The organism is Salinicola tamaricis (assembly GCF_003006155.1).
In the GTDB taxonomy this organism is placed as follows: domain Bacteria; phylum Pseudomonadota; class Gammaproteobacteria; order Pseudomonadales; family Halomonadaceae; genus Salinicola; species Salinicola tamaricis.
This window is the reverse complement of record NZ_CP023559.1, coordinates 3,478,374-3,491,135: the sequence shown is the minus strand read 5'-3', so window position 1 is coordinate 3,491,135 and position 12,762 is coordinate 3,478,374. Positions and strand designations below refer to the sequence as shown.

At 65.6% G+C, this 12,762-nt stretch carries 11 protein-coding genes and 5 pseudogenes; 5 read left to right on the top strand and 11 right to left on the bottom strand.

The features are described from left to right. Positions 1-206: 206 nt before the first annotated feature. Positions 207-1,040, top strand: coding sequence for a posphoenolpyruvate synthetase regulatory kinase/phosphorylase PpsR (ppsR, locus tag CN538_RS16035; protein WP_106420082.1), 834 nt, complete (start codon positions 207-209; stop codon positions 1,038-1,040). A gap of 207 nt (positions 1,041-1,247) precedes the next feature. Here the strand turns inward: ppsR and CN538_RS16030 are convergent. From CN538_RS16030 to CN538_RS16020, 3 genes and pseudogenes are all read right to left on the bottom strand, one after another. Next, a pseudogene (locus tag CN538_RS16030) lies at positions 1,248-1,817 on the bottom strand (hypoxanthine-guanine phosphoribosyltransferase). A 68-nt stretch (positions 1,818-1,885) separates the two neighbouring features. Further along, complete coding sequence (nagZ, locus tag CN538_RS16025) at positions 1,886-2,902, bottom strand: beta-N-acetylhexosaminidase (protein ID WP_106420081.1); 1,017 nt, start codon at positions 2,900-2,902, stop codon at positions 1,886-1,888. A gap of 76 nt (positions 2,903-2,978) precedes the next feature. After that, the gene (locus CN538_RS16020) at positions 2,979-3,635 is read right to left on the bottom strand and encodes a TetR/AcrR family transcriptional regulator (protein WP_106420080.1); all 657 of its coding nucleotides are present in this window, start codon (positions 3,633-3,635) and stop codon (positions 2,979-2,981) included. A gap of 292 nt (positions 3,636-3,927) precedes the next feature. Between CN538_RS16020 and lexA the strand changes: the two are divergent. Together lexA and dinB are read left to right on the top strand one after the other, a co-directional pair. Beyond that, a pseudogene (lexA, locus tag CN538_RS16015) lies at positions 3,928-4,574 on the top strand (transcriptional repressor LexA). A gap of 12 nt (positions 4,575-4,586) precedes the next feature. Then, positions 4,587-5,647, top strand: a pseudogene (gene dinB, locus CN538_RS16010) (DNA polymerase IV). Positions 5,648-5,684: 37 nt separating this feature from the next. On the opposite strand, the pseudogene purU reads toward dinB, so the two are convergent. Continuing rightward, a pseudogene (gene purU / locus CN538_RS16005) lies at positions 5,685-6,532 on the bottom strand (formyltetrahydrofolate deformylase). 230 nt (positions 6,533-6,762) lie between these two features. On the opposite strand from purU, the gene CN538_RS23345 reads away from it, so the two are divergent. Together CN538_RS23345 and CN538_RS16000 are read left to right on the top strand one after the other, a co-directional pair. After that, complete coding sequence (locus tag CN538_RS23345; RefSeq protein WP_242495250.1) at positions 6,763-7,143, top strand: hypothetical protein; 381 nt, start codon at positions 6,763-6,765, stop codon at positions 7,141-7,143. Between the two features lie 43 nt (positions 7,144-7,186). Further along, complete coding sequence (locus CN538_RS16000) at positions 7,187-8,446, top strand: ribonuclease J (protein WP_242495249.1); 1,260 nt, start codon at positions 7,187-7,189, stop codon at positions 8,444-8,446. A gap of 267 nt (positions 8,447-8,713) precedes the next feature. Here the strand turns inward: CN538_RS16000 and CN538_RS15995 are convergent, their stop codons facing one another. From CN538_RS15995 to CN538_RS24610, 7 genes and pseudogenes are all read right to left on the bottom strand, one after another. After that, positions 8,714-9,004, bottom strand: a complete 291-nt coding sequence (locus CN538_RS15995) for an H-NS family histone-like protein (protein WP_106420079.1) — start codon at positions 9,002-9,004, stop codon at positions 8,714-8,716. 159 nt (positions 9,005-9,163) lie between these two features. After that, positions 9,164-10,155 (bottom strand): annotated as a pseudogene (moaA, locus tag CN538_RS15990) (GTP 3',8-cyclase MoaA). Beyond that, a complete protein-coding gene (moaE, locus tag CN538_RS15985; RefSeq protein WP_106420078.1) occupies positions 10,152-10,610 on the bottom strand; it encodes a molybdopterin synthase catalytic subunit MoaE in 459 nt (152 codons plus the stop codon). The pseudogene moaA and the gene moaE overlap by 4 nt, the downstream one beginning before the upstream one ends. Before the next feature lie 40 nt (positions 10,611-10,650). Then, positions 10,651-11,451, bottom strand: a complete 801-nt coding sequence (gene moaC / locus CN538_RS15980; RefSeq protein ID WP_106420077.1) for a cyclic pyranopterin monophosphate synthase MoaC — start codon at positions 11,449-11,451, stop codon at positions 10,651-10,653. 64 nt (positions 11,452-11,515) lie between these two features. Then, positions 11,516-12,151, bottom strand: coding sequence for a molybdopterin-guanine dinucleotide biosynthesis protein B (mobB, locus tag CN538_RS15975; RefSeq protein ID WP_106420076.1), 636 nt, complete (start codon positions 12,149-12,151; stop codon positions 11,516-11,518). Positions 12,152-12,160: 9 nt separating this feature from the next. Then, a complete protein-coding gene (locus CN538_RS15970; protein ID WP_207233542.1) occupies positions 12,161-12,574 on the bottom strand; it encodes an NTP transferase domain-containing protein in 414 nt (137 codons plus the stop codon). Next, positions 12,561-12,719: an NTP transferase domain-containing protein gene (locus CN538_RS24610; RefSeq protein ID WP_207233541.1), complete on the bottom strand. Its 159-nt coding sequence runs from the start codon at positions 12,717-12,719 to the stop codon at positions 12,561-12,563. The genes CN538_RS15970 and CN538_RS24610 overlap by 14 nt, the downstream gene beginning before the upstream one ends. Positions 12,720-12,762 lie beyond the last annotated feature (43 nt).

The following is a 12,762-nucleotide window of genomic DNA, read 5'->3' as shown; positions in this document are numbered from 1 at the left end:
GCCTCGCTGGAGCCAGAAGCTAACAGCCGCTCACGGCCGGCGCCAGCAGTTTAAGGGCGTAGGGTTTGGAGTATTTCTACAAGAATCCGGCCTTTTCCCCGGTTCTTGTAGTCAGCCGACGAATTCGCTGTGGAGTCTTCACAAGTGGTTGCCTGAACAGGAAATCCGGGTCGACAATGGGCTATCGATGCCGAGGAACGCCCACCATGACACGCACCGCCTTCTTCATCTCGGATGGCACCGGGATCACCGCCGAGACGCTGGGACGCAGCCTGCTGTCGCAGTTCGAGAATACCGATTTCCACCTGGTCACCAAGCCCTATATCGACACCCTGGACAAGGCGCGCTCGCTGGTCGGCATGATCGAACTCACCGCCGAGCGCGACGGCGTGCGCCCGATCGTCATCGACACCATCGTCGACCAGTCGGTGCGCGCGATCGTCGCCGAGGCACCGGCGTTCATGGTCGATATCTTCTCGACCTTTCTCGCCCCGCTGGAAGAGGAGCTGGCGACCCACTCCACCTATACCGTCGGCCGCGCCCATGCCATGGGGCGCGATGATGTCTACATGCACCGTATCGACGCGGTGAACTTCGCCCTCGATAACGACGACGGAGCACGCACCCATCAGTACGAGGAGGCGGACATCATCCTGGTCGGGGTGTCGCGCTGCGGCAAGACGCCCACGTCGCTCTATCTGGCGCTGCAGTTCGGTATCCGCGCCGCCAACTATCCGCTGACCGAAGACGACCTCGACGAGAACGGCATCCTGGCCCTGCCGGCATCGCTGGCCAAACACCGCCACAAGCTGTTCGGCCTGACCATCGATGTCCGGCGTCTGGCCGCGATCCGCACCGAACGCCGCCCCAACAGCCGCTACTGCTCAATGGACCAGTGCATGCAAGAGATCGAGCAGGCGGAGGCGCTCTATCGGCGCCAGAACATCCCGTTCATCGATACCACGCGCTTCTCGATCGAAGAGATCTCCACGCGAATGATGAACGAGACCGGCTTGCAAAGACGCTTCAGCCCACGCTAGCGACAGCGGTGGGCCGCGATGAACGGAGGCAGAGGCGGCAGTGGGCCGCAATGGACAGAGGCCGCGATGGATAGCGGCAGCGGCGGCAGGGGGCCGCAATGGACAGAGGCCGCGATGGATAGCGGTAGCGGCGGCAGCGGGCCGCAATGGACAGAGGCAACGGCGGGCCACGATGGATGAGCGGTGTGGCGCACGCTGCCTCCCGGCTCATAGGTCCTTGGGCGCGAAGATACCGGGGGCGTTGCGCCAGTAGCCCTTGTAATCCATACCGAAACCGAACACGTAGCGATCGACCACTTCCAGACCGCAATAGGTCGCCTTGAGGTCGGCGAGGCCTTGCGATCATGCTGCTTGTCGACCAGCACCGCGGTGGAGAGACTCGCCGCACCCGCCTGACGGCAGTAGTCGAGAATCGCCGCCAGGGTCGCACCCTCGTCGAGAATGTCGTCGACGATCACCCGTGGCGCCCAGCCATGGGGATCTCGGGCGAGACCCGCCAGAACAGCTCTCCACCGCGGATGCCGCCGCGGTAGCGGGTAGCATGGAGATAGTCGACCTCGAGCGGAAACCCGAGACGGGCAGCAGATGCCCGGTGGTGATCAGACCGCCGTTCATCACGCAGTAGAACACCGGCAGCTTGTCGCCGAGATCGCGGGTGATCGCCGCGGCCATCCGGTCGAGGGCCTGCTCTACCTGGCCCTGGTCGATCAGACAGTCGGCGTTGTCCATGACCTCCTGCATCGAGTTCAGCGCATCGGGGAGCGTAGATTGAGTCATCGTATTCCGTATCAATAGCAGTGGGCGGCAACCGGCAGTGCCGGCGCCGCCTGGGAACAGAGGGCGGATCACTCCGCCTCGTTGAGAGCTTCCAACCGGGCGTGGGTGCGCCGCCAGCGCGAGATCACCGCCAGCGACTCGAGGCTCGGCCTGGCGCGGGCGTAACGCAGCTTGGCGATCCGCGGCGCCTGGCGTCCGCTGCAGGCGTCTACCACCTCGCGCGCCGCCGCGGGGTCGTTGCAGATCACCGCCATATCACAGCCGGCGGCCCAGGCCGACTCGGCGCGTGCCGCCGGTGACCCGGCAGCGTGGGCGGCGGCCATGGTCAGGTCGTCGGAGAAGATCGCACCCTTGAAGCCGAGCTCTTCGCGCAGCAGCCCCAGCCAGCTGGGCGAGAAGCCCGCGGGGCGCTCGTCGAAGGCGGGAAAGATCACATGGGCCGGCATCACTGCATCGAGCTTGCCTGCCAGCCGCGCAAACGGCACCAGATCGTGCGCTCGCAGCGCGTCCAGCGAGCGCGAGTCCCGGGCCACCGCATGGTGCGAATCCTGACGCGCCCCGCCATGGCCGGGAAAGTGCTTGCCGATGGCGACCATGCCGGCATCGTGCAGGCCATCGATGAAGGCACCGGCCAGCGCCGCGACCACCTCCGGGTCGGGCGAGAAGCTGCGCGAGCCAATCGCCGGCGACTGGTCATCGTCGAGATCGAGCACCGGCGCGAAGGTCAGGTCGAAACCGCACGCGGCCATTTCCATGCCCAGCAGCCAGCCGGTATCCAGGGCCAGGGCCAGGGCCGCCTCCGGCGCCTCGGCGAACTGCCGCCCCAGAGAAGCCATCGGCGGCAGCCGGGTCACGCCCTGCTTGAGCCGCTGCACGCGCCCCCCTTCCTGGTCGATGGCGACCAGCAGATCCGGGCGGCAAGCGCGAATCTCGCCGATCAGCGCCTGGGTGGTGCCTGCATCCGGGGTATTGCGCGCAAACAGAATGACGCCCCCGACCTCGGGGCACGACAGCAGCCGCCGCTCCTCCTCGCGCAGTCGAGTGCCCTCGACGTCCAGCATTACCGGACCCAGCGGTTGTGTCATAGCCGTTACCTGAAACCGTGAAGCGCCCGATTCTAGACGACCCGCCAGCGTCATGACAGAGGTCGGCACCTCTTCGTCAGGTCGCTACCGGCTCTGGCGATTCCAACGGTGCCAGCATACCGGCTGCCACCACCGGCTTGAGCCGCCGGATCAGATCGCGCACGGTGACATGCTCGTGGTACTCGTTGTCGGCGATATCACGCAGCGCATCCAGTCCGGAGAGCGTGAATACCACGGTCCCGAGCATGAAGTGAAGCCGCCAGAAGCGCTCCGCCTCCGGCAATTCCGGCGTGGCCAGACGCAGGCAGGCGACGAAGCGGTGGAAGGTTTCGCCATAGTGCGCCTGGATGTAGCGCCGCAGATGTCCCTGGGCCTGTGTATAGGCCAGCCCCAGGAGCTTCATGAATATCTTGAGACTATGGCGCTCCGCCGGGACCTCGAGCACGCTGTTGGCGAGGCGCTCGAGCAGCACCTCGAGCGGAATGGCCTGCCCGCCATAGTGACGCTCGAGTCCATCCAGCGCGTGATTGAGGCGCTCGGCGAAGGGATCCAGATAGCGCGCGAAGACGGCCTGGATCAGCGCCTTCTTGGAGCCGAAATGATAATTGACCGCCGCCAGGTTGACCTTGGCCCGGGTGGTGATGTTGCGCAGCGACGTCTCGGCGAACCCTTTCTCGGCGAACAGCACCTCGGCGGTGTCGAGAATGCGGGTCACGGTGTCGGACTGGGCCATGGACTACCTCTTTCCTGTCGACATCGGCGGCGGTTGGCTGATATCCCACCCACCGGCCGACGCCTGTCGAGTCAGCTGAAAAACGCCTGTTTAAAACGCTTTTGAATCTAACCACTCCCGGCGCGACGGCACAATCGCGGCAAACGTCGAAGGCGCCCTTTCCTTGAGTCCTATCCCTGGGCCCTTTCCCGCACCCATATCCTCGCCAGCCCCTTTCCCTGCCCTGCATGACTGGATACAATTCCAGACTGTATACATGACCAAGCCCTGACAGGCCCCGGGGAGACGCCCAATGTCGAGACCGCTCACCGCCCGGCAGCAGAACGTCTATGATTTCATCGTCAAGACGATGACCGAGTTCGGCTATCCGCCCACCCGCGCCGAGATCGCCAAGGCGCTGGGATTTCGCTCCCCCAATGCCGCCGAGGAGCATCTGCGTGCGCTCGATCGCAAGGGTGTGATCCGCATGATCCCGGGGACCTCCCGCGGGATCCGCCTGCCCGCCGCGGCCGGCGCCCCGGACCCCCTCGAGCCCGCCGAAACCGGCCTACCGATCGTGGGTAATGTCGCCGCCGGTAGCCCGATCCTCGCCGCCGAACATATCGACCGCTACTGCCCGCTACCGCCAGACTATTCGCCCCCAGAGCTGACTACCTGCTGCGTGTACGTGGCCTGTCGATGAAGGATATCGGCATCTTCGATGGTGACCTGCTCGCCGTACATCGCACCCAGGAAGTGCGCGACGGCCAGATCGTGGTCGCCCGGCTCGACGACGAGGTCACGGTCAAGCGCTTCCAACGGCACGGGCGCCGCGTCACCCTGCTGGCGGAGAATGCCGACTTCGCCCCCATCGAAGTCGATCTGGAGCATCAGCAGCTGGATATCGAAGGTCTCGGCGTGGGTATCATCCGCGGCGGCAACGGCCTGGGCCTGCAGTAGCCGCCAGCGGCCATGCGCAAGATCCTCCACGCGGACTGCGACTGCTTCTACGCCGCGGTGGAAATGCGCGACGACCCCGGGCTGCGCGATCTGCCGCTGGCGATCGGCGGCAGTGCCGACAAGCGCGGGGTCATTGCTACCTGCAACTACCCGGCCCGGCGCTACGGCATCCATTCGGCGATGCCTACCGCACGCGCCCTGCGCCTATGCCCTGAGCTCAAGCTGCTGAAGCCCGACTTCGACCGCTACCGCCGCGTCTCGCATGACATCCAGGCGGTTTTCCACGAGCTGACCCCGCTGGTGGAGCCGCTCTCTCTCGACGAAGCCTATCTCGATGTCAGCGAGGTCACCCGCTTCCAGGGCAGCGCGACCTGGATGGCGCACTGGCTCAAGCAGGAGGTGCTCACGCGTACCGGCATCGTGGTCTCGGTGGGTGTAGCGCCCAACAAGTTCCTGGCCAAGATCGCCAGCGACTGGGACAAGCCCGACGGCCTGTTCGTGATTCCGCCCACGCAGATGCGAGCTTCATCGAGGGGCTGGCGGTCGACAAGCTGCACGGGGTCGGCCCTGCCACCGCGGCCAAGCTGGCGGGTCTAGGCATCGCCACCTGCGCCGAACTGCGCGCCCGCCCGCTGGAGCAATTGATCGACGCCTTCGGCAAGTTCGGCCAGCGCCTGCACGAGCTGGCCCACGGCATCGACGACCGTCCGGTCAACGTCACCCGGGAGCGCAAGTCGGTCAGCGTCGAGACCACCTACGACAGTGATCTACCGGATCTCGCCCAGTGCCACCAGGCGCTGGCACCGCTGATCGCACGTCTCGACGAACGCCTGGCCCGCCATGGCCACCCCGATATCGGCAAGCAGTTCGTCAAGGTGCGCTTTCACGACTTCACCAGCACCACCCAGGAGACCGGCGCCCGCGGCGTGATCCACGCGCGTTTCCACGAGTTGCTGGAGAGCGCCTGGCAACGCGGCGGCCGCCCGGTACGCCTGCTCGGGGTCGGCGTGCGCCTGGCGCCGGAGGCCGAACAGCGCCAGCTCAGCCTGTTCGACGGCGAGCAGCCGACCTGACGCCGCAGGCGCAAGGCCTGCGATACCGGGCAGGGAATCAGGAGAAGACGACGGTCTTGTTGCCATGGATCAGCACGCGGTCCTGCAGGTGCCAGCGCAAGCCACGGGCGAGCACCGCCTTCTCCACATCGCGCCCCAGCCGAACCAGATCCTGGGCGTATGGCAGTGCGAGACCCGCTGAATGTCCTGCTCGATGATCGGCCCCGCGTCCAGCTCCTGGGTGACGTAGTGGCAGGTCGCACCGATCAGCTTGACCCCGCGCTCGAACGCCTGGTGATACGGCTTGGCGCCGGCAAAGGACGGTAGAAAGCTGTGATGGATATTGATGATGCGCCCGGCGTAGCGCTCGCATAGCGCTGGCGGCAGGATCTGCATGTAACGTGCCAGCACCACGCTGTCGGCATCGGCCGCATCGATCAGCCGTTCGACCTCGGCGAACGCGGGCGCCTTGTCGGCGGGATCGACGCTCACGCGATGGAACTCGATGCCGTGCCACTCGACGAGGGCGCGCAGATCGTCGTGGTTGGAAATCACGCAGGGAATATCGCAGTCGAGCTCTCCTGCCGACCAGCGATAGAGCAGGTCGACCAGACAGTGCGACTCGCGCGAGACCATCAGCACCACACGCTGACGCCGGCTGGCGTCGCTCAGCCGCCAATCCATCGCGAACTCGCGGGCGATGGTCTCGAATTCGGCCCGGAAGGCCGCGGCGCCCAACGCTTCCGACTGAATGTCGTAGCGCATGAAAAAGCGCCCGTTATCCAGGTCGGAGTGCTGGTTGGCCTCGATGATGGAGCCACCCTGGGCGGCGATGAAGCCCGAGACCCGGGACACGATCCCGACCCGGTCGGGGCAGGAGACGATCAAACGATAATTGTGCGGCATAACTCACGCTGACAGGGTCGATGAAACGAAAAGTCGCCGCGCACCGAGAGAACGCGACGACGCAACCTACCCCGGCAGCGGCGGCGCGACGTCCGCTGCGCTCGGGGCGGCGATATTGTACCCGATTCGCCGTGGCTGCGGCGCTGGCCTTTCCGCGGTCCGATCCCGGTTTGAGCGGGCCGAGAGCGATGCCTTATAGTGAGTCGAGACTTTTCCCGTTAAGGAAGCCGATGTTTCGTCCGCGCGCGCAGATTCGCCCCCGTACCTATCCGCCCCTGCTGTTTCATCCGTTGGGCGGCTGCGGTGAGATCGGCATGAACCTTTCGCTCTACGGCTATGACGACCACTGGATTGCGGTCGACTGCGGTATGATGATCCGCCAGGATCTGCCCGACGCACCGCTGCAGATTCCCGATGTGGCCCACCTGGCGGCGGAGGGCATGATCCCCGAAGCGGTCTTCATCACCCCGGCCATGAGGACCATATCGGCGCCCTGGCCTGGATCTGGCCGCACTGGGGCTGCCCGGTCTATGCCACGCCGCTGGCGATCGAGATGCTGCGCGCCAAGTTTCTCGAGCGCGGTCTGCGCACCGATGCGCTGCGTGCGGTGACACCCGCAGCAGCGTCGAGCAGTCCCCCTTCAAGGTCGGCTTCGTGGCGGTCACCCACTCCATCCCCGAAAGCTGCGCGCTGGCGATCGAAACGCCCGGGGCGCGCGTGCTGCACACCGGCGACTGGAAGCTCGATCCGGCGCCGCTGATCGGCCCACCGATCGATTCGCGCCCGTTCGAGCGCCTAGCGCCGGTGGACCTGGTGGTGGCCGACTCGACCAATGCCGATGTCGAGGGCCACTCGCGCAGCGAGTCGGAAGCCGGCGCCGCGCTCGAGGCGGTGATCCGCGAGTGTCGCGGACGTGTTGCGGTCAGTTGCTTTGCCAGCAACCTTGCGCGCATCCAGTCGCTAGGGCAGATCGCCGCGCGCTGCGGACGGCGCGTGGCGCTGCTGGGTCGCTCGATGGAGCGCATGGTGGCCATTGCCCGCCAGCTCGGCTATCTGGAGGACTTCCCGCCCCAGGTGCCGACCTATGATCTCGGCTATCTGCCGCCGGAGGAGATCTTGCTCATCGCCACCGGCAGCCAGGGAGAGCCGCGCTCGGCCCTGTCGCGACTGGCCCAGGGCCGCCATCCGCTGCTGGACCTCGAAGCGGGTGATCACGTCATCTTCTCGGCCCGCGCCATCCCCGGCAATGAACGCCCCATCGAACGCCTCAAGAACGGTTTCAGGCGGCTCGACGTCCACATCCACGACGAGCACTCCGACCCGGCGCTGCACGCCTCCGGACACCCTGCACGGGCCGAACTACGCCAGCTCTACGGCTGGCTCAAGCCACGCCTGCGGCCGGTACACGGCGAGTTGACGCACCAGGAGGCCCACCGCGAGCTCGCCGAAACGCTCGGCATCGCGGTGCCGAAACCGGGTCGTCAACGGCGATCTACTGGCACTGGAGAACGGCACGCTCAGCCCGCGCCGACACTTCCACCTGCAGCCGACGCTGCTCTCGCCGCGCACCCGCGCCGGCCGGCCCGGCGCAGCCAGTACCCCCCGCGCCGCGCCGCCAGCTCGCTATCGATCGCCCTCACACTGCTGCCGACCGAAACCGGCTGGACGCGTATCGGCAGACTGCTGTGGGATAGCGAGAGCGCGCTCGATCTGGACGAGGAGGCTCTGGCGGACTGGCTCGACCAGCGCATCGACGCCATCCCGGCGGAGTCCTTGCTGCAGCTGCGTCAGCAACTGTTCGCGCCGCTCAACGAGTGGCTGAAGGCACATCTGGCCAAGCTGCCGGAGCTGCATCTGCAGCTGATGCCCGCCGACCCTCAGCCCGAACACGAGGTGCGTACGGCCTCCGGCTGAATGCCCGCTCCCTGCGCGCGTTCAACTGCGCGCACGAAAAACGCGCCGAGCAGAAGCTCGGCGCGTTTCGACTCGACGGGAGTGACGCAGCGATAGCTGGACACCACCTACCGGGATCTAGCCGCTAACGGTGTGACAGAGGCCACGGCGCCGGGCGCCAAAGCTCTTGCGATATCTCCCCGAACTCGCCACGGCTCATCACGGCTCGTACCTGCTAGATGCTAACTTGACTCGCTCGCATCGACCAATATCTCCCCAAGCCAACGCTCAGACTTTGCTGGCGTTCTTGGGCGGACGTCCACGGCGTTTACGCGGCTGTTCGCCGACCAGGTCGTCCATCGACAGCCCAGCATCGTTCATCGCTTCACGAATCTCGGCAAGCTTGCGTTGCTTGTCGGCTTCGTCTTGTTGGCGCTGATGATCTTCCTGCTGTTTCTGCTCGATCACCTCATTGATGACCTCGGACAACTTGTGCAGTTGCTCCATGCTCAACTGACGAGCAGCGGCGCGCGCCACGTTCTTATTGCGCGCGATACGTTCCAAAGATTCCGTGGACATCGTCCCTCCTTACCATGCGCATTGACGGCTTTGCGCCGAATCATTTTCAGAAAGTATATTCCCGAGACATAGTTTGGCAAGGATTTAAATCAAAAAAGGCCGGCACAAAGTGCTGACCTTTTAATAATCGCCGACGTCTTAGCGGGGACGCGAAGTCGATTAGCCACCCGTCATATTCATGAACCTCACGACCTGTACATCGCCGTCGGTGGTGAAGTGATGGCGCTCCGGCTTGAGCGCCATGGCCGCCACGATCTGCTGTTTCAACGGCTCGAGTTCACCGGGATAGCGGCGCAGCGTATGGCGTAAATCGACCGAGTGCTCATTGCCCAGACAGAGCAGCAGGCGCCCTTCCACGGTGACACGAACACGATTACAGGTGCTGCAGAAGTTGTGGCTGTGGGGCGAGATGAAACCGATTCGGCTGTCGCTGTCGTGCATCCGAAAATAGCGCGAGGGTCCGAGCGAAGATTCAGCCGAGGGGAGCAGCGCGTGCCGGGTTTCGATCCGCGCCTGGACAGCGTCGCTGGAATAAAAGGTCTCACCGCGCGAGTGATCGGAGACATCCCCCAGCGGCATCTCTTCGATAAAGCTGATATCCAGGCCTTCCGCTCTGGCAAAGTCGACCAGATCGAGAATTTCGTCGTCGTTACGCCCCTTGAGAATCACCGCATTGAGCTTGATACGCTCGAAACCGGCATCTTGGCGCCGCGTGGATACCATCGATCACCTTGGCCAGATCACCAGTACGAGTGAGACGGCGAAAACCGCTCAGGATCGAGGGAGTCGAGGCTGATGTTGAGCCGCGACAGGCCGCCACGCTTGAGCGCGACCGCGTGCTTGCCCAGGCTGGCACCGTTGGTGGTCATGGCCAGTTCGCGCAGGCCAGGCAGGCCACCGATACGCTCGACCAGCCCACTGATTCCCTGGCGCACCAGCGGCTCGCCGCCAGTCAGTCGAACCTTCTCCACGCCCAGTTCGGTAAACGCGCGCGCCACCTGCTCGAGCTCCTCCAGGGTGAGCACCTGGGCCCGCGGCAGAAAGGTCATCTCCTCGCTCATGCAGTAGACGCAGCGGAAATCGCAGCGATCGGTGACCGAGATGCGCACGTAGCGCACCCGGCGCGAGAAGTCGTCGATCAGTGCTGTCATGCTCGCTCCCAACGACCGGCATCGTCATGGTCGCTCTGTCGTTCAGAAACCCAGTAGTCGCCACTGGCCGTGTGCTCTTTCTTCCAGAAAGGTGCTCGCGTCTTCAATCGATCCATGATGAAGTCACAGGCCTCGAAGGCCGCCCGTCGATGTGCGCTGGTCACCATCACCAGCACGATCGGGTCCCCTGGCAGCCGACCGACCCGGTGGACCACGCCAACCCCCGTGAGCGGCCAGCGCGCCCCGGCATCACGAGCGATGGCCTCGAGCGCTTGTTCGGTCATGCCGGGGAAGTGTTCGAGGGTCAGCGCTTCGACGTCGGGACGCTCGTTGATGTCACGAACCAGGCCGGTGAAGCTCACCAGCGCGCCGATATCCCGACGCCTGGCGGTCAGCCGCTGCTGCATGGCAACGGCATCGAATGCTGCCTGTTGTACGCGAATGTCGATCTGCATACCCTGCTCCCCGGGCTGTTCGCCGCCATGGCTCATGTCGCTAGCCGCCGGTCACCGGCGGAAAGAAGGCAACCTCATCCCCCGGCGCCACCGGCGTCGCGTCGGTGGCCATGATCTGATTGCACGCCGCCAGCACCCGACCTTCCTCGAGCAGCGCGTAGCGCGGATCGGCCGCCATCAGCGCACGCTTGACCCCGGCGATGTCGGCCACCGCCAGCTGCGCCGGATCGAGTTCGGTCTGCTCCGTCCCCAGGCGCTCGCGCAACTCGGCGAGGAAGCGCACCGACACGACCGGCGTCTCGCCGTGCAACGGGTTTTCACCGCGCACCGCCGGTTGCACATCGGCCGCCGCCTCCTGCGTCTGTTGCGCCTGGCGCGAGAAGTCGCCGGAGCGCCCGCCACGCTTTTCCTCGAGCTGCACGCCGTCGATGATCATCGCCTTATCCACCGCCTTGCACATGTCGTAGAGCGTCAGACACGCCACCGATACCGCAGTGAGCGCCTCCATCTCTACCCCGGTGCGGCCATTGAGACGGCAGAACGCCTCGACCCAGACGCAGCCTTGAGTGCTGTCGAGCTCGAAATCGAGCGTCACCTTCGACAGCGCCAACGCATGGCACAGCGGAATTAGCTCGTGGGTGCGCTTGGCCGCCTGGATGCCGGCGATACGCGCCGTGGCCAGCACGTCGCCCTTGGGCAAACCACCCTCGGCCAGCAGCGCCAGCGTGGCCGGCTGCATACGGATGCGGCCCCGCGCCCGCGCCTCTCGCCGACTCTCCGGCTTGTCGGCCACATCGACCATGTGCGCCTCGCCACGGGCGTTGAGATGCGTCAAGGTCATGACAGGATTCGCCTCGCTTTCAAAGTCTTACGCCGAAACTCTCAGCATAGTTAATTTCCCGGCGTTACGCCCGCACGTCGGAGCCTCGAAGCCCGCCGCGCCCCGGACACCGGCTAACCCGGAGGGGTGTCTCGTACCGCGTCGCGACGCTCGGCCCAGGCCAGAATCCAAGCCAGGATGGCCGCGTGATCATCGAGATCGAGCAGCGCCACCCCCGCGCCACGCGCTCACGCGCCGCGGCAATGGCGCCGGCTGGCTTGAGCGCCACCGCCTCGACCCAAGGGTCGTCACTGGCCAGCAGCGGCTGATCATGCTCGCCCCGATAGAGTTCGAGCTTGGGCAGCGGCCACTGCTTGAACCCCTCGACCAAAATCAACGCCGGCCGCAAGGCAGCTACCTGGCGCACCAGCGCGGGCAGGTCCGGTTCGTCGCGCCCCGGCGTCTCCATCATCAGCGCAAAGCGCTTGCCGGAGGCCACCAGCATGGGTGTCGCACCGGCCTGGCGCAGGCGGTGGCTGTCCTTGCCCGGCTGATCGATGTCGAAGGCGTGATGAGCGTGCTTGATCACCGCCGCGGGCCGGCCATGCTCGGCCAGCCGAGGCAGCAACGCCTCGAGCAGCGTGGTCTTGCCGGTACCACTCCAGGCCACCACGCCGAGTAGCGGAATGCCGCCGGCGCAGGCGGCAAGCGATTCACTCATCTCTCGCCCTCATTCCTGCCCTGATCTCTCACCCTCATCTCTACCTCCGGACGAGCGTTCAGCACGCTCGCGCTCCTGCGGCGTGTTGAGATTGGCAAAACTCGCGCGGCGGTCGGCGAAGTCGATCTGGCACCAGCGGTGGCGCTGATAGAAGTCGAGCACTCGCCCCGCGCCGCTCTCCAGCCAGCGCGCTAGATCCGCCTCGAGGGAGGTACGCACCAGCGCCGTCAACGGTTGCAACCGTGCGCCGTCATGCACCACGACGATATCGGCCTGTTCCGCCGCCTGTGCCAGCCGCCGGCAGAGATCGGGCGGCAGCCAAGGCGTGTCCACCGGCGACAACAGCCAGGGCGTGAGGCGACCGCATGGCAGCCAGCGCGCCGGCCAGCGGGCCGGGAAATCGGGCTCGCTATCCGCGACCACCGGTACACCATAAACCGCGGTAGCGCGGCAGATGGCGGTTGGCACTGATCATCAGTGCGCCGACCTGGGGACGCAGGCGCGCCAGCACATGCTCGATCAGCGGGCGCCCGGCGAGTTCCACCCAGCCCTTGTCCTCACCGCCCATGCGCCGTCGCGGCCACCGGCCAATACCACGCCGGTGATCTCGG